Raw genomic sequence first — 15,879 nt, 5'->3', positions numbered from 1 at the left:
ATGCCAACCGCAACGTACACCGCGGGCACCTGGCTCGGCGTTGTCCGGGCCAACACTGTGGTCCTCCTGGGGCCCGGGACCCCGCCGGCCTTGGTCCAGTCCCTGTGGGAACTGCTGGAGGGCGCTCCGGAAGTCCACGAGGTGCTCCACGCGGTCACCAGCAGCTTCGGCGTTTCCCTGGCGCAGATACCGTCCTTCGGGATAGTCGATTCCGGTGACGCGCTCAGGATCTTCCTCCGCGGCGACCTGGACCTGACCGTGCAGCTGCCCGGCGGCCCCGTGGACCTGAACGGGCGGGACGTCACCACCTGGACGGAGCGCCGCTTGGACACACCCGAGTGGTACCGCCTCACTGTAGCCGGGGACAGCCATCCCGGACCCGTGTTGCCGCTCAGCGAAGGCGTGGTCCTGCTGGAGTCGCTGACGGTGTCTCTCGCCGGAGCCCCGGCGGACGAGGTGGTTTCCCTTTCGGCCACCCCCGCTGAAGCTGGGGCACCCACCCTTATCGGCGCCGTCGTCCTCGTGGCGGACGCCGGCCCGGCCCCTGAAACTGAACTGGTCCCTGAAACTGACGCGGAGCCTTCATCCGAATCAGTGCCGGTAACTGAACTGGAAGCGCAGCCGGAACCCGAACCGGCTTCGGAACATGAACTGGCGTCTGAACCCGAATCGGCGGCGGAGCCGGAACACGACCGGGAGGTCTCGGCCGAGACGGTGATGGGGCTTATGGACGAGGACTCCAATTTTGCGGCTGAAGCGCCGGAGACCCATACGGACCTTGAACCCGAGCCGGAACCGGAGCCCACCGCCCATCCGGATCAGGTCCCGGCCCACGAAATGACCGGCAGCTACGACCACCTCTGGGAGAGGACTGTTGTCCGCCGCATCGAGGACGCAGCCGTCCGCGACGACCCCGAAGACGACGATCACAGCGCTGCTGCGGCACCGGTCGACGCGGCTCCGGCACCGGTGGATGCGGCAGAGGGGGACGCCGCAGGGCAGTCGGACGCAGCCGCCAGCCTCGCCCCCGCCCCGCCTTCCCACGAACTGGCAGGCCCACCTCCCACCCCGCCTGCCGCCGCAGCGGCCGCCAGGATGATGGGCGGACTCATCGACTCGGTCCCGTGGCGGACAAGCGGGAGTGCGCCCGCTGCCCAGGCTGCGGCGTCGTCCAGTGCGCCGTCGTTGAATCTGCCGCCGTCGTTCAATCCGCCGTCGTTCAATCCGCCGTCGTTGAATCTGCCGCCGTCGGAGGTGCAGGCAGAAGTCCGCGCGGGGGAGTCGGCTGTGGACCCGGACGCCTTCGACGCTGACCACGATGGCCACACGATCATGAAGGGCGACCTTGCCGGAATGGCCGCACATCCCGCCCCGGTTCCGGAGCCGGAGGCCGCCGCCGGCCCCCTGGTACTGGCCCGGGTTTGCGATCGGGGACACGCGAATCCGCCCACCCATTCGCAGTGCGCTGCCTGTGGCTCGCCGCTGCCCGCCGACGCCGTCCAGGTGTCCCGGCCACGGCTGGGCCGGATGCGGATCTCGACGGGTGCGCTGGTTGACCTGGACCAGTCTCTGGTCATTGGGCGGCAGCCTTCTGTTTCCCGGGTCCACGGAGGTGTTATGCCGAGGTTGGTCCAGGTGCCCAGCCCCAGCGGCGACATCTCGCGCTCCCACGTGGAAGTGCGGTTGGAAGGCTGGCACGTGATGCTCTGCGATCTGAAGGCCACCAACGGCACGGTCCTGGTCCGCGAGGGCCAGCCGCCCCGCCGCCTGGCCCAGAACGAGATGGCCATCCTGCTCGACGGCGACATCGCCGAATTGGGTGACGATATCTCATTGCGTTTTGAGGAGATTCTTTGAGTTCCAAACGGCCTGTTGCGCCGCCGCCCCCCATCCCGGGGTTTACGTACATCAGCCTGCTCGGCTCCGGCGGGTTCTCCGACGTCTACCTCTACGAACAGGACCGGCCGCGCCGGAAGGTGGCGGTCAAGGTCCTTCTGTCGGACCTGAAGACCGAGGGTGCCCGGCGCAGGTTCGAGTCCGAGGCCAACCTGATGGCCCAGCTCTCCTCCCACCCTTACATCGTGACCATCTTCGAGGCCGAGGTGACCGAGGCCGGCCACTCCTACCTGGCCATGGAGTACTGCTCCAGGCCCAGCCTGGACGTCCGGTACCGCCGTCAGCGCTTCAGCGTTGATGAGGTCCTGGCCGTCGGCATCCAGGTGGCCTCCGCCGTCGAGACCGCGCACCGGGCCGGCATCGCCCACCGGGACATCAAGCCCGCAAACATCCTCGTGACCGACTACAACCGGCCGGCCCTGACGGACTTCGGGATCTCGGGCACGCTGGGCGGCGACGCCGACGAGGACGCCGGGATGTCCATTCCGTGGTCGCCGCCGGAACAGTTCGCGGACGGCCCCGTGGACGGCGTGATGGTGGATGTCTGGGCACTGGGCGCAACGCTGTACACACTGCTGGCCGGCAGGTCTCCGTTCGTGATGCCCGGTACCGATAACTCCCAGCGGGAACTGATCTCGCGGATCACCAGCGCGGCATTGCCGCGCCTGGGCCGGGCCGACGTTCCGGAGTCACTGGAGCGGGCACTGTCCACGGCAATGGCCAAGTCCGCGGCGTCCCGGTACTCCTCAGCCCACGCGTTTGCCCTCGCCCTGCAGCGGATCCAGGCCGAACTGAACCTCTCGGTCACGCCGTTCGAGGTACTCGAAGAGCAGCAAGTCGAAGAAAACCACCCCGATGACGGCTTCGAGGAAACCCGCGTCCGGAGCATCGCGGCCATCGATCCGGAGCAGACCGGCAGTGCCCCTACTTTCCCGGCACGCACCCGGCCGCAAGGCCCCGGAACCGGTGCGCCGCCGTCGGGCATTCCACGTGACGGGTTCCCCCCGGAACCTGGGGCCCCGGCAGGACCTGGGCCCCAGGTTCCGGGCAAGCTCTTTGCCGGCCAACAGGACAGCCCGCGGGTGGGCGGCAGTCAGGACGGCAGCAGCCCCGCGGGGGAGTGGGAGCATGCCACGATGCTCCGCGGCAAAGAACCGGCGGCCGGGTACGGGTCCGTGCCGGACGCAACTGTCCAGCGCCCACGGCTCCTTCCTGCACAGTCTGGCCAACAAACCGGCCACCAGCCAAGACAGCAGGCCGGCCAGCCGGGCGCCCCCGGCCACCGGGCGGCGGGGGGCGGGCCCGAGATTGACGCGACGATCAGCCGTCCCGCCCCGGTCGCCGAACCCGCCCCCAAGGCGGCACCCGACCACGGCAAGCGCAACGTGTGGCTTGCCGCTGCGGGCGGAACGCTGCTGGTCCTCGCCATCATTGTCGGAATTGTGCTGGCGTCCTCAGTTCAGGCACCGAAGGTCAAAGAGACCGCCCGAGTCAGCAAACCTCCTGCGGATGCCCTCGACAACGGGACAGTTCCCGACGTCGCCAACCTGGCGGGAACTGTGGACGCTACCGGCAAGGCGACGTTCACGTGGACTAATCCGCAGCCGAAGTCGGGCGACGCCTATAAGTGGCGGGTCTACGCATTAGGCAACAACGGCGGGTACCAGTCCACTGCCGAGCCAACCGCCCAGGTTGCGCTGAATCCGACGGAATCCACCTGTATCCAGGTGATGATCGTCAGGAGCGACGGCGCGTTCTCACCGTTGGAAGAAGACTCGATCGCCTGCACCCGCAAGTGACGGCAAAGCAGACCGGAACCGGTAGTGAACGCGGGCACTGCCCGACGAGGAGGCACGGAAAATGGGGGATCTAGCAATAGATTTCTGTGGTGAGTGGTACGAACCGTCCGATGAGGAAATCTTCAACATCGGCCGAGAAGGCGACCTGGAAGTGGACGACAACCCGTACCTTCACCGCCAGTTCCTGCAAGTGGCCCGCTACGACGGGATCTGGTGGCTAAGCAACGTGGGCGGGATGCTCTCCGCCACGGTTGCGGACGGTTCCGGCGGGATGCAGGCCTGGCTGTCGCCGGGTGCGCGCATCCCGCTGGTGTTCAGCCACACAAACGTCATTTTCACCGCCGGGCCCACCACATATGAGTTCGCCGTCCACCTCAAGACGCCGTCGTTCCGCCAGGAATCACGGGAGGACGACAGTAACGGCGACACCACCATCGGCCCCGTGGTCTTCACCGACTCCCAACGGGCCCTCATCGTAGCTCTCGCCGAACCCATGCTCCGGCGCGAAGGGACCGGGTTCAGCGCCATCCCGTCCTCGGCAGCAGCGGCCAAGACCCTGGGCTGGGCACTCACCCGGTTCAACCGGAAGCTGGATAACGTCTGCGACAAACTTGACCGCGTGGGCGTGGTGGGCCTGCGCGGCGGCGGCGGGAAACTGGCCACCAACCGGCGCGCGAGGCTCGTCGAGCACGCCGTCACGTCCCACCTGGTCACGCCCGACGATTTGTACTTACTGGAAAAGATGAGGGGCGTGGACGAAGGATGAGGATCCGGCTGACACTCCGCCGGGACCCGGCGGAAACCAAGGACCTGGCCGTGACCGTCGACGGCCTGGCCACGGTGGCGGACATCGCCACCCAGCTTTGGGTCGCGGACCCCGACCGCAAGGGATCGCCGGCACCGGAAAACCTTTCGCTCCGCATCGACGAGGCATTTGTGGGCGGCGGCATGCGCGGCAGCGTCCTGACCCGCACGGACAACCTCCTGGAGTCGGGCCTGCGCCCGGGCTCCGTGGTGTCCCTGACCGAAGTCAGCGAACTTTTCAACGCCCCCGGCGCCAATCGAGGACCCGCCGCAGCCACCTTGCGGATCCTTTCCGGGCCCGACGTCGGCCAGGAGTTTTCGCTGCCTTCCGGCACCAGCTACATCGGCCGGGACCGGGACGTTGACATCCGGCTCACGGACCCCCTGACCTCCAAGCGCCACGCCCGCATCACCGTGGGCGAGAGCGTGGAGATCGTGGACACCAACTCCGCCAACGGCCTCCTGATGGACGGCCTGCCGGTCACCCGGGCCACCCTGAACTCCTCCGACACGGTGACACTGGGGGAGACCACCGTCACCGTGGTGCCGCTGGGCCGCAACCAGGCGGCAGCACCGACGTCGCCCCTTGTCGATTTCAACCGCTCCCCACGGGTGGTTCCCCGCTTCGAGGCGCCCAAGCGCGTGCCGCCGGCCGGACCCAAACGTCCGGACCACCAGCCGTTCCCGTACATCATGCTGATGGCGCCGCTGCTGATGGGCGGCATCATGTTCGCGGTCACCCGGAACATCCTGTCGGTGGTGTTCATGATGATGATGCCGCTGTTCATTGTGGGTCACTATGTGGACCACAAGATGCAGACCAGGCGCCAGCAGAAGGAACAGCTCAAACAGTTCCGGGAGTCCATGGCCGCGTTCCGGCAGGACATCACCGAACTGCAGCACGTGGAACGCGCGGTCCGCCTGCAGGAAGCGCCGTCGGTCAGTGACACCGTGGATTCCATCTACAAACTCGGTCCGCTGCTGTGGACCCACCGTCCTGAGCACACCGGTTTCCTGGGCCTGCGCTTCGGGCTCGGCACCGGAACGTCACGCATCCTGTTCGAGGAACCCAACAGCAATGACACCGAAGCTGAATTCATGCGCGAGATCCAGGACTGCCTGAAGCAGTTCAGGGACATCGAGGGTGTCCCGGTGGTCTCCCAGCTGCGCACCGCAGGGTCCTTCGGCGTGGCCGGGGCCCGGGGCCTGGTGGACGACGTTGCCCGCGGCATGGTCCTGCAGTTTGTGGGGCTGCATTCGCCCGCGGAGGCCGTGGTGACAGCCATTACGTCGGCGCAGTCCCGGCAGCGCTGGGACTGGCTGCAGTGGCTGCCCCACGTGGGCTCCGGCCACAGTCCCCTCAGCGGCGACCACCTCGCCGCCGGTTCAGCCAGTGGCTCCTCCCTGGTGGCCAGGCTCGAGGACCTGCTCGACGCGCGGGAAGCTATGGCCAAACGCTCCACTCCCGAACACCGGGGATCCGTGGACCCGGCCAGGGACGAAGTCCCGGCGCCGGTGCTGCCGGCGGTCCTGGTCATCGTCGACGACGACGCTCCGGTGGACCGGGGCAGGCTGACCCGCCTTGCCGAGCGAGGGCCGGATTCCGGCGTCCACGTGATGTGGGTGGCCACCGACATCCAGGCACTCCCTGCCGCCTGCCGGGACTTTATGGTGGTGGACGGCGAAAACGGCACCACCACCGGGCAGGTGCGGCTGGGACGGCACACCTACCCCGTAAGCTGCGAAAGCCTCGACGCCGAACTGGCCGCCCAGCTGGCCCGGATGCTGGCGCCCGTGGTGGACGTTGGCAAGCCTGTCAGCGACGACTCCGACCTGCCCCGCGCGGTGTCCTACGCCACCCTGATCGGCAAAGACTTCCTGGACAACCCGCAGGCCGTGGCGGAGCGGTGGGTCGAGAACAATTCAGTGCATGCCTCCGCGGTTCCCAACAGGAAGGACAACGGCACCCTCCGGGCGCTGGTGGGTTCCAAGGGCATCGAGCCGCTCTACCTGGACCTGAAGAACGAGGGCCCGCACGCGCTGGTCGGCGGCACCACCGGCGCCGGCAAATCAGAGTTCCTGCAGTCCTGGGTCATGGGCATGGCTGCCGCGTACAGCCCGGACCGCGTGAGCTTCCTGTTTGTGGACTACAAGGGCGGGGCGGCGTTCGCCGATTGCCTCAGCCTGCCCCACACCGTGGGCCTGGTGACCGACCTCTCCCAGCACCTGGTCCGCCGCGCCCTGACCTCCCTCCGTGCAGAGCTGCACTACCGCGAGCACCTGCTGAACCGTAAGAAAGCCAAAGACCTGCTCGGGCTCCAGCGCGAAGCCGACCCGGAAGCACCGCCGTACCTCATCATCGTTGTGGACGAATTCGCGGCGCTGGCCACCGAAGTCCCCGAATTTGTGGACGGCGTGGTCGATGTCGCTGCCCGTGGCCGGTCCCTGGGCCTGCACCTGATCCTGGCCACGCAGCGTCCCGCCGGCGTCATCAAGGACAGCCTGCGCGCCAACACCAACCTCCGGGTTGCCCTGCGCATGGCGGATGAGGATGACGCTACCGACATCCTCGGCGTGCCTGATGCGGCCTACTTCGACCCGTCCATCCCGGGCCGCGGCGCCGCCAAGACCGGGCCCGGCCGCATCCAGGGTTTCCAGACCGGCTATGCCGGCGGCTGGACTACGGAGAAGCCCCAGCGTCCGCAGATCGACATTGTGGAAATGGCCTTCGGGTCAGGACCCAGCTGGGAGGCGCCGGCCCCGGAAAAACCCGTCAAGGAAGCCCCGGCCGGACCCAACGACATCGCCAGGATGACCACCAACATCGTCCGGGCAGCGGAATCGTTGGCCATCCGGCCCCCGCGCAAACCGTGGCTGGACGAGCTGGCCAAGACGTACGACTTCTCCAAGCTCCCGAACCCCCGGACGGACGAACGGCTGCTGCTGGGTGTGGCGGATGATCCTGCCCGCCAGGAACAGCCCACGGTGTTCTACGAGCCGGACCAGGACGGCAACATGGCCATCTACGGCACGGGCGGTTCGGGAAAGTCCGCTGCCCTGCGCGGCATCGCGATCGCCGCGGCCGTCACGCCCCGGGGCGGGCCCGTGCATATCTACGGGATAGATTGCGGTTCCTCCGGACTGAAGATGCTCGAAGAACTGCCGCACGTCGGCGAGATCATCAACGGTGATGACGTCGAACGCGTTGGCCGGTTGCTCCGCCTGCTCCGGGACATCGCCGACGAGAGGTCAGCCCGGTTCGCCGAGGTCAGGGCCTCCACCATCGTGGAATACCGGACCCTGGCCAACCGCCCGGACGAGAAGCGGATCTTCGTGCTGCTGGACGGCATCTCGGCGTTCCGCGAGACGTACGAATTCAGCCGCCTGTCCGCGCTCTGGGATATTTTCCTGCAGCTGGCCACCGATGGCCGTCCCCTGGGGATCCACCTCGTGGTCACCGGTGACCGGCCCAACGCGGTACCGGCGACATTGTTGGCCTCCATCCAGCGCCGGCTGGTGCTGAGGCTGACGTCCGAGGACGACTACATGTCCATGGACGTCGCCAAGGACGTCCTCACCAGCTCCTCACCGCCCGGGCGCGGCATGCTGGGCGGCTACGAGGTCCAGCTGGCCGTCCTGGGCGGTAACTCCAACCTGGCGCTGCAGGCCCGTGAAGTCCACAAGCTGAGCCAGGCGATGCTGCGCCAGGGGCTGGAGTCGGCACCCAAAATCCAGCGGCTTCCCGAACTGGTGGACTTGGATGTCCTGCCTGCCGGCAGCCCGGAGCTGCCCGTCATCGGTGTCGACGACGAAACCCTGCAGCCAGCCGAGATCATGGCACAGGGACCGCTGCTGCTGGCCGGTCCGCCAGGGGCCGGCAGGACGGTGGCGCTGGTGACCCTGGCGTACGCGCTGCGCCGCTCCAATCCGGACACGGAGCTGGTGTACATCGGCTCGCGCCGGTCCGCGGTGGCGTCGCTGCCGCTCTGGAACCGTTCGGTGGTGGGTGCCGAGGACCTGGCTGAGATCATCGAGGACCTCACAGAGCACTCTTCGGGGAACCCGGGGAAGCTGGCGATCTTCATCGAGGGCCTGACCGAGTTCACGGATACCGTGGCTGAATCGGGCGTTTCGCAGCTCGTGTCGGCGTCCATCAAGGCCGATCAGTGGGTCATTGGGGAATCGGAAACGTCAACCTGGTCCTCGGCCTGGTCCCTGGCCCAGCCTTTCAAATCCGGACGCCGGGGCCTGCTCATCAACCCGGGCGACATCGAAGGGGACAGTCTGCTCAACACGTCGCTGGGGCGCGTCAGCCCGGAATTCATACCTGGCCGTGGCTACATCGTTGGACGCGGCAAGGCGCGGAAACTGCAGATCGCCCTGCCGCCGGAAAACAGGGGCTGAGCCGTTGCTTTATGCGGGCCGGCAAATCCGCCGGATTTGCCGGCCCGTGGGCGTTGTAGGAGACTACCGGAAACACTGTTCGCTGCGGCAAGGGGGTGCCGGGCGCTGTCGAAAAGGTAACCATGATCCGATCTTCATCCGTGCTCCGCGACGTGTCCGCGGCTGCGGCCGCTGCGGTGCTGGCGCTCCTGGTTGGCCTTTCTGGGGCGGCCCCGGCGCAGGCCGACGACGGTGAAAATGGCAAAATGCCCTGTGTGGTGCTGTGTGGCCCGGCCGACGACCCGACGCCGCCCAGTCCGGGCAAACCAACGCCGACGCCGTCACCGCCAGCCCCGGTGATCGATCCCCCGGCACCGCCGCCCGCGCCCGTAGCGCCAGCAGCGGTACCGGTTCCCACCCTCGCCCCGGAACCGAGCGTTTCGCCGCCGGAGGAATCGAGATCGGCCGCGCCCAGCACCACCATCGCCAGCCCGCCGTCGTCGTCCGCAACCCCGTCCACGGAATCGAACTGGAACAAGCCAGTCACCAAATCGGCCAAGCCCACACAGGCCGCCGCCGTTTCCCGGAACGACGGCTCCGGCCTCTTCGGCGGCCCCAGCCTGCTGGCCATCATGGCGGGCGTGCTCCTGGTCGGAGTCGCCGGCCTCGCGTTCGCCTGGTGGAGCCGGAACCGACTCGCCTCACACTGACCAGGCTTAACGCTAACCGCAGAAGCTCTGACGAGGGGGGCAGCACAGTGTCCGGGCCCCACGGCAACTAACGGGGCTCGGCGGCGCATGGGCGTTTGGTTGTCGTGGCCGTAGGGCAAGATAGGTCTGTGAGCACAGCACCGGTCCCCGCAGAAAAAACAGCAAACAGCACTGAGGAACTTTTGGATCCTGATGCCGTCCCCGCCGGGACCGTTCGCGAAGAATACGAAAACCTGACGGACCTGGTCAGGAAGTACCGGTTTGCGTACTACCAGCAGGACGAACCCCTGGTCTCGGACGCTGAGTTCGACGAACTGTTCCGGCGCCTGGAGGAGATCGAGGCACTGCATCCGGAGTTGGTAGCCAATGATTCGCCCACGCAGGAGGTTGGCGGGGAAGTCTCAGCCGCGTTCGCCGCCGTCGAACACCTGCAGCGGATGTACAGCCTCGAGGACGTCTTTTCCCTGGCGGAGCTGGAAGCCTGGATCACCAAGGCCGAGGCCGGCGTCAGCAAGCTGGGGGACACCGCCCAGCTGACGTGGCTCACGGAACTGAAGATTGACGGCCTCGCAGTCAGCCTGTTGTACCGCGACGGGAAACTGGTCCGTGCCGCCACGAGGGGTGACGGAACCACCGGTGAAGACATTACCCACAACGTCCTGACGATCAAGGAAATCCCGACGGAACTGACGGGCACCGGCTTTCCCTCCGAGGTGGAAATCCGGGGTGAGGTCTTTATCCCCTCGAAGGCTTTTGCGGAATTCAATGAGGCACTGATCGAAGCCGGCAAGGCGCCGCTGGCCAACCCCAGGAATGCTGCCGCCGGTTCGATCAGGCAGAAGGATCCGGCGGAAACCGCCAAGCGTCCGTTGCGGATGTTTGTCCACGGCATTGGTGCGCGCGAAGGGCTTGAGACACTGAGCCAGTCCCAGACCTACGCCGTGCTTGAACAGTGGGGCCTTCCCGTCAGTCCGTATTTCGAGGTTCTCGGTGGCCTGCCGGAGGTGCTGGCCTTCATCAAGCGCTATGGCGAGCAACGGCATACCCTGATGCACGAAATCGACGGCATCGTGGTCAAGATCGACGACTTCGCCACGCAGCGTGCCCTCGGCTACACCTCACGCGTTCCCCGCTGGGCCGTCGCCTACAAGTACCCGCCGGAAGAAGTCCACACCAAACTGCTGGACATCCAGGTCCAGGTGGGCCGTACCGGCCGGGTGACCCCGTTCGGGGTACTTGAGCCGGTGAAGGTGGCCGGTTCCACCGTTGCCCGTGCCACGCTGCACAACCAGGACGTGGTCAAGGCCAAGGGGGTGCTGATCGGCGACGTCGTGGTGCTGCGCAAGGCCGGAGACGTCATCCCGGAGATCGTCGGCCCCGTGATGGCGCTGCGCACAGGCCGTGAGGACGAACTGCGCGAATTCGTGATGCCCGCCGAATGCCCGTCCTGCGGCACGGAGCTCGCCCCCTCCAAGGAGGGCGACATCGACATCCGCTGTCCCAATTCCAGATCCTGCCCTATCCAGCTGACGGAGCGCGTCGCGCACCTGGCCGGCCGCGGGGCCTTCGACATTGAGGCCCTTGGCGGTGAAGCTGCCGTGGCACTTACCGATCCGGCGGAGCCCAGGCCCGGCCCGCTGGTCAGCGAATCGGGGCTCTTCTCCCTGACCGCGGCGGATCTGGAGCACGTGCGGATCCTGCGCGAGAAACGTTCCAAGGGCGTGGGCACCGGCGTCTTCGAGCTGGTCCCGTACTTCTGGACAAAGGCAACCGCCAAGACGCCGTCCAAGCCCACGGCGACCACCGCGAAGCTCTTAGCGGAGCTGGAGAAGGCAAAGGCCCAGCCACTCTGGCGGGTGCTGGTTGCCCTGTCAATCCGGCACGTTGGTCCCCGCGCCTCGAGGGCCCTGGCCACGGCGTTCGGCACCATGGACGGCATCCGGAACGCCTCCGAGGAAGACCTGGCCCACGTGGACGGCGTCGGCCCCACCATCGCGGCCGCACTGAAGGAGTGGTTCGCCGAGGCCTGGCACGTGGAAATCATTGACCACTGGGCCGCGGCCGGGGTCCGCATGGAGGACGAGCGCGACCAATCCATGCCGCGGACCCTGGAAGGGTTAACCCTTGTGGTTACCGGCTCCCTGCCGAACTTCAGCCGGGACGAGGCGAAGGAAGCGATCCTCATCCGCGGAGGTAAAGCCGCCGGCTCGGTCTCGAAAAACACCAGTTATGTGGTGGCCGGCGAAAGCGCAGGCACCAAACTGGACAAAGCCGAACAGCTCGGAATTCCCGTGCTGGACGAGGACGGCTTCCGGGAACTCCTAGCGAACGGCCCTGCGCCTGCCGCCGAAGCCGCGCCCACACCGACGTCCACAGAATCAGAAGAGGCAGCCGAATGAACCAGCAGGATCTCACCACCGAACTGCTTGCGGTGGCCCGTCAAGCAGCCGCCGCCGGCGCCGCCGTACTGGCTTCCCGCAATGGCGAAACCCTGGATGTCAGCAACAAAGGCGACGCCGGCGATTGGGTTACGGCCTTTGATGTCGCCGCGGAGAACGCGGTTCGCGATGCCATCACGGCCGTCCGCCCACAGGACACCATCACGGGTGAGGAACACGGGACCACCCGGCCCGCTGCCCCCACCGGTTATCGCTGGTCCATCGACCCGCTGGACGGTACCACCAACTTCATCCGGAACATCGTCTACTACGCCACCTCCGTGGCAGTGGCGGATTCCGACGGCGTCTGGCTGGCCGGCGTCGTCAACGCCCCGGCGCTGGGCCGCGTCTACTATGCTGCCCGTGGCCGGGGTGCGTGGCTGGAAGAAGGCGGCCGGGTGACCCGGCTCCAGGGCCCGGTGCCGGACCGTACCGGGCAGATCCTCGCCACCGGCTTCAGCTACGACCCCGCCATCCGCTCCGAACAGGCTGCACTGCTGGGCAGCCTGATGGACGGATTCGCAGACGTCCGGCGGCTGGGCTCCGCAGCGCTGGACCTCTGCATGGTGGCTGACGGGACCCACGACGCCTACGGCGAACGCGGGCTCAACGAACATGACTTCTCCGCCGGTGCGCTGATCGCCGAGGAAGCCGGTTGCTGGGTCCGGCGTCCCCGGCTGGCCAGTCCGCTGGACGGCGGACCCTCCGACGAGGACAGGCTGGCCGCCTGGACCTGCGCCGGGACCTTGGCGTTGTCCGGGAAGTTTCCACTGTGACGCCGTTGCGCCACTAGCATTGTCAGGTGCTATCGCAAATAACCATCCGACCGGCCGTAGAGGAAGACTTCCAGGCCATCGCCAGGATCACCGTGGACTCATACCTGGCAGCAGGGTATTTCGACAGCGCGGACCATCCCTATATGCAGCAGATCCAGGATGTTGCCGCCCGTGCAGCGAAGTCCACCATCTGGGTTGCGGAGCGTGGCCGGCAGGTGGTGGGATCCGTGACTCTCGCGCTGGCAGGTGAACCGTTCGCCGACATCGCCCGGCCGGATGAGCTGGAATTCCGGATGCTGGTTGTGGATCCCGCGGTCCAGCGCAGTGGCGCAGGCAAGGCCATGGTGGAAGCCATCATTAAGCATGCCAAATCGCTGGAGGGGATCGCCGGCGTTGCCCTCACTACCGGCGGGACCTGGGAGAGCGCCCACGGCCTCTACCGGAAGACAGGCTTCAAACGTGTCCCCGAGCGCGACTGGTTGATTCCGGGCACCGACATAAAGCTGCTGGTTTACCGGCTTGACGTCCAGTCACCCTAAAGTGGTGCCGACTCATTTTCGGCACAGAAAGGCCCACCATGCGCAAAACATTCGGCACCGGCTCCGTCTGGGAGCAGACCCTCGGCTACTCCCGCGCCGTCCAGGTGGACACTACGCTGTACATCTCCGCCACGGCTGCCAGCGGCGAGGATGGCATTGTGGGCGATGACTTCTACACGCAGACCCAGTACATCCTGCAGAAGCTCGGCGTGGTCCTGGCCGACGCCGGTTTCAGCTTCGACGACGTGGTTCAGTCCAAGCTGTACCTGACGGACATCAGCAAATGGGAAGAGGCCGGCCGCGCCCACGGCGAAGTCTTCGGCGAGATCCGCCCCACGCTTGCCCTGGTGCACGTCTTGCCGTTCCTTGACCCGAAGATGCTCGTCGAGATCGAGCTCGTGGCGCAGAAGAGCGCCAACTAGCACGCTCCAATCTGCACCCCCGGCGCGAACGGACACTTGGGGCCCTGGATTCCGGGGCCCCAAGTGTCCTTTCGCGTTCGAAGGGCGCCGCTACTGGCCCGGGAGGCTGTAGCGGTGTTCCGGGCGTCCGGTGGTCCCGTAGCGCAGTTGGATGTCGACGGCGCCGTCGTCGGCCAGCGAGGACAGGTACCGTTGCGCCGTGGCGGAACGCTTTCCGCAGCGACCCGGTGTCCGACGCGGCTCTGAGGATCATGGTGTCCACGTCGAGCTGCTGCAGCAGGTCGAGCCCTGAGGCGTCCGGCAGGTAAACATCCAGCAGCACCAGATCCGGGCGGAGACTGTGGATCGCCTGCAGGGCCAAGGACGCCGACCCCACCGGCGCCAGCAAGGAATCCCGCCACCGAATCCACATACGCGGCATGCAGCTTGGCCACGTGGAAATCGTCATCCACAATCAGCACCCTGAAATCCTCAGGCATCATTGTCCTCTCGAGCCAAATCCGTGGTCCCCGAAGGTGTCCCGGCCCCTGTCCGGGCCGTCGTCCCCGGCTCCAGCAAGCGGACGTCCCGGCGGCGGCGCGCCAGTTTCCGGGCGAGGGCCAGGCCCAGCCCCTGCCCGCCACGGGTCCCGGCGGCCAGCCCGTCGCCGGAATCGGCAACGACGATGTGCAGCGTCCCGCCGTCGTCGTGCGGTTCATCCAGCACCTCCAGCTCCACCCAGCGGTCCGGGGACGAACCGGCGACGGCGGCGTTCACCGCGTTATCTACCAGGTTGCCCAGCACAGTGGTTACGTCCTGCGGCTCCGTGACCTGGCCCCGGACCAGTGTTTCGGGCCCGATCCGCAGCGTAACACCGCGCTCATCAGCCTCCACCCCCTTGGCACCCGCAAAGGCCTGCAAGTACGGGTCCTGCAACAGTTCCGCCTGGTCCACCGGAAACTTCAGCGGCCCCGTGGCGGCCAAGACGGCCAGGTACTCGCGGGCTTGCTGGTGCTGCCCGATGCTCATGGGGCCGGCGATGGTGTGCAGCTGGTTGGCGAATTCGTGGCGCTGGGCGCGCACGGCCGTGGACATGGTGCCCACGGCATCGAGCTGCCGGGTGAGCTGCTGGAGTTCGGTGCGGTCCCGGAGCATCACCACCAAGCCCAGGTTCTTGCTTCGATGCAAGGCCTTGCGCGCGTTGGCCACCAGGACACTGCCGCCGGCCACCAGCTCAATGGCATCGGCCTCCGACGCGTCAGGCCGGGTCAGCGCCTTGAGCTGCCCGGGCACCGGAGCGTCGGCCCACGGCGTGGTCGAGGCCATGTCCGCGTGGCTTGTCCAGATCATCCCGACGAGCATAGGCCCGTTCATGGCCGTCATCACCGGCGTCCTCAGCATCCCCATGACGTTCTTCATGAGCAACGACGCCTTCTACTTCGGCGTCCTGCCCGTGCTCAGCGAGACCGCCGCGCACTACGGAATCAGCGCCGCGGACATGGCGCGTGCCTCCATCACCGAGCAGCCGGTCCACCTGCAGAGCCCGCTGGTTCCGGCCATCCTCCTGCTCGTCTCGCTGGCCAAGGTGGACCTCCGCGACCACCACAAAAAGGTCCTGTGGCGCACCGCAGTGGTTTCCCTCGTCATGCTGGGCGTGGGGATGCTGACTGGAGCCATCGGGATCGGTTAGTCTGTAGCTGCCTGTGGCTGGCCTTTGTGGCCGGGACCACGGCACCGATGTGCCCGTCTGACGCCCGCTGGGGGTCGTCAGACGGGCACTGACGTTTCCCCACTAGACTGGTTCGGAAAACAATCCGAACCTGCAGGGGAGATCCATGGCTGCGATCAACCGTGACGATGTTGCGCACCTCGCGCGGCTCGCTCACATCGAGATGAGTGCTGAAGAGCTGGACAGGATGGCCGGCGAACTCGCCGTCATCGTTGATTCAGTGAAGTCCGTGAGTGAAGCCGCCGGTGATGACGTCCCGGCAACCTCCCACCCGATCCCGCTGACCAACGTGTTCCGCGAGGACGTTGTGGGCCACACCTTCACCGCGGAGCAGGCACTCTCGGGAGCTCCGGATTCCGATGAGAACCGTTTCAAGGTCCCGGCAATCCTGGATGAGGCATAAC

General features: G+C 66.9%; 10 protein-coding genes and 3 pseudogenes. 11 read left to right on the top strand and 2 right to left on the bottom strand.

The genetic code is table 11. The features are described from left to right. The 9 genes from QK290_RS02720 to QK290_RS02680 all read left to right on the top strand — a co-directional run bounded on the left by QK290_RS02720 (position 1) and on the right by QK290_RS02680 (position 13,767). Positions 1-1,857, top strand: a complete 1,857-nt coding sequence (locus tag QK290_RS02720; RefSeq protein ID WP_282329190.1) for an FHA domain-containing protein — start codon at positions 1-3, stop codon at positions 1,855-1,857. Next, a complete protein-coding gene (locus tag QK290_RS02715) occupies positions 1,854-3,695 on the top strand; it encodes a serine/threonine-protein kinase (protein WP_282329189.1) in 1,842 nt (613 codons plus the stop codon). The genes QK290_RS02720 and QK290_RS02715 overlap by 4 nt, the downstream gene beginning before the upstream one ends. A gap of 61 nt (positions 3,696-3,756) precedes the next feature. Continuing rightward, positions 3,757-4,461 (top strand): hypothetical protein, encoded by a 705-nt coding sequence (locus QK290_RS02710; RefSeq protein ID WP_104061062.1) that lies wholly within the window; start codon positions 3,757-3,759, stop codon positions 4,459-4,461. Continuing rightward, positions 4,458-8,903 carry an FtsK/SpoIIIE domain-containing protein gene (locus QK290_RS02705; protein WP_282329188.1) on the top strand — a complete coding sequence of 1,482 codons (4,446 nt, stop codon included), beginning with the start codon at positions 4,458-4,460 and terminating at the stop codon, positions 8,901-8,903. The genes QK290_RS02710 and QK290_RS02705 overlap by 4 nt, the downstream gene beginning before the upstream one ends. Before the next feature lie 122 nt (positions 8,904-9,025). Then, the gene (locus QK290_RS02700) at positions 9,026-9,592 is read left to right on the top strand and encodes a hypothetical protein (RefSeq protein WP_282329187.1); all 567 of its coding nucleotides are present in this window, start codon (positions 9,026-9,028) and stop codon (positions 9,590-9,592) included. A 182-nt stretch (positions 9,593-9,774) separates the two neighbouring features. Continuing rightward, positions 9,775-11,991, top strand: coding sequence for an NAD-dependent DNA ligase LigA (gene ligA / locus QK290_RS02695; RefSeq protein WP_282329354.1), 2,217 nt, complete (start codon positions 9,775-9,777; stop codon positions 11,989-11,991). Further along, the gene (locus QK290_RS02690) at positions 11,988-12,806 is read left to right on the top strand and encodes an inositol monophosphatase family protein (protein ID WP_282329186.1); all 819 of its coding nucleotides are present in this window, start codon (positions 11,988-11,990) and stop codon (positions 12,804-12,806) included. Before ligA ends, QK290_RS02690 begins: the two co-directional genes overlap by 4 nt. Positions 12,807-12,832: 26 nt before the next feature. Beyond that, a complete protein-coding gene (locus QK290_RS02685) occupies positions 12,833-13,345 on the top strand; it encodes a GNAT family N-acetyltransferase (RefSeq protein WP_282329185.1) in 513 nt (170 codons plus the stop codon). 38 nt (positions 13,346-13,383) lie between these two features. Next, on the top strand, positions 13,384-13,767 hold the full coding sequence (locus tag QK290_RS02680) for a RidA family protein (protein ID WP_282329184.1): 384 nt from the start codon (positions 13,384-13,386) through the stop codon (positions 13,765-13,767). Positions 13,768-13,857: 90 nt separating this feature from the next. Here QK290_RS02680 and QK290_RS02675 read toward each other — a convergent pair. Together QK290_RS02675 and QK290_RS02670 are read right to left on the bottom strand one after the other, a co-directional pair. Beyond that, positions 13,858-14,246 (bottom strand): annotated as a pseudogene (locus QK290_RS02675) (response regulator). Then, a pseudogene (locus tag QK290_RS02670) lies at positions 14,239-15,054 on the bottom strand (ATP-binding protein); the annotation flags it as partial. The pseudogenes QK290_RS02675 and QK290_RS02670, both read right to left, overlap by 8 nt. 1 nt (position 15,055) lies before the next feature. On the opposite strand from QK290_RS02670, the pseudogene QK290_RS02665 reads away from it, so the two are divergent. After that, positions 15,056-15,436: pseudogene (locus tag QK290_RS02665) on the top strand (citrate:proton symporter); the annotation flags it as partial. 145 nt (positions 15,437-15,581) lie between these two features. Further along, a complete protein-coding gene (gene gatC, locus QK290_RS02660) occupies positions 15,582-15,878 on the top strand; it encodes an Asp-tRNA(Asn)/Glu-tRNA(Gln) amidotransferase subunit GatC (protein WP_141940678.1) in 297 nt (98 codons plus the stop codon). Position 15,879 lies beyond the last annotated feature (1 nt).

Source organism: Pseudarthrobacter sp. AL07, from assembly GCF_029960665.1.
In the GTDB taxonomy this organism is placed as follows: domain Bacteria; phylum Actinomycetota; class Actinomycetes; order Actinomycetales; family Micrococcaceae; genus Arthrobacter.
Note: the sequence above shows the minus strand (reverse complement) of the source record. Positions and strands in the feature narration are given on the sequence as shown.

Bases quoted from the DNA above. Each gene is read 5' to 3' on its own strand.
- QK290_RS02720 (WP_282329190.1), top strand. From the start codon at position 1: ATGCCAACCGCAACGTACACCGCGGGCACCTGGCTCGGCGTTGTCCGG.
- QK290_RS02710 (WP_104061062.1), top strand. From the start codon at position 3,757: ATGGGGGATCTAGCAATAGATTTCTGTGGTGAGTGGTACGAACCGTCC.
- QK290_RS02705 (WP_282329188.1), top strand. From the start codon at position 4,458: ATGAGGATCCGGCTGACACTCCGCCGGGACCCGGCGGAAACCAAGGAC.
- QK290_RS02700 (WP_282329187.1), top strand. From the start codon at position 9,026: ATGATCCGATCTTCATCCGTGCTCCGCGACGTGTCCGCGGCTGCGGCC.
- QK290_RS02690 (WP_282329186.1), top strand. From the start codon at position 11,988: ATGAACCAGCAGGATCTCACCACCGAACTGCTTGCGGTGGCCCGTCAA.
- QK290_RS02680 (WP_282329184.1), top strand. From the start codon at position 13,384: ATGCGCAAAACATTCGGCACCGGCTCCGTCTGGGAGCAGACCCTCGGC.
- gatC (WP_141940678.1), top strand. From the start codon at position 15,582: ATGGCTGCGATCAACCGTGACGATGTTGCGCACCTCGCGCGGCTCGCT.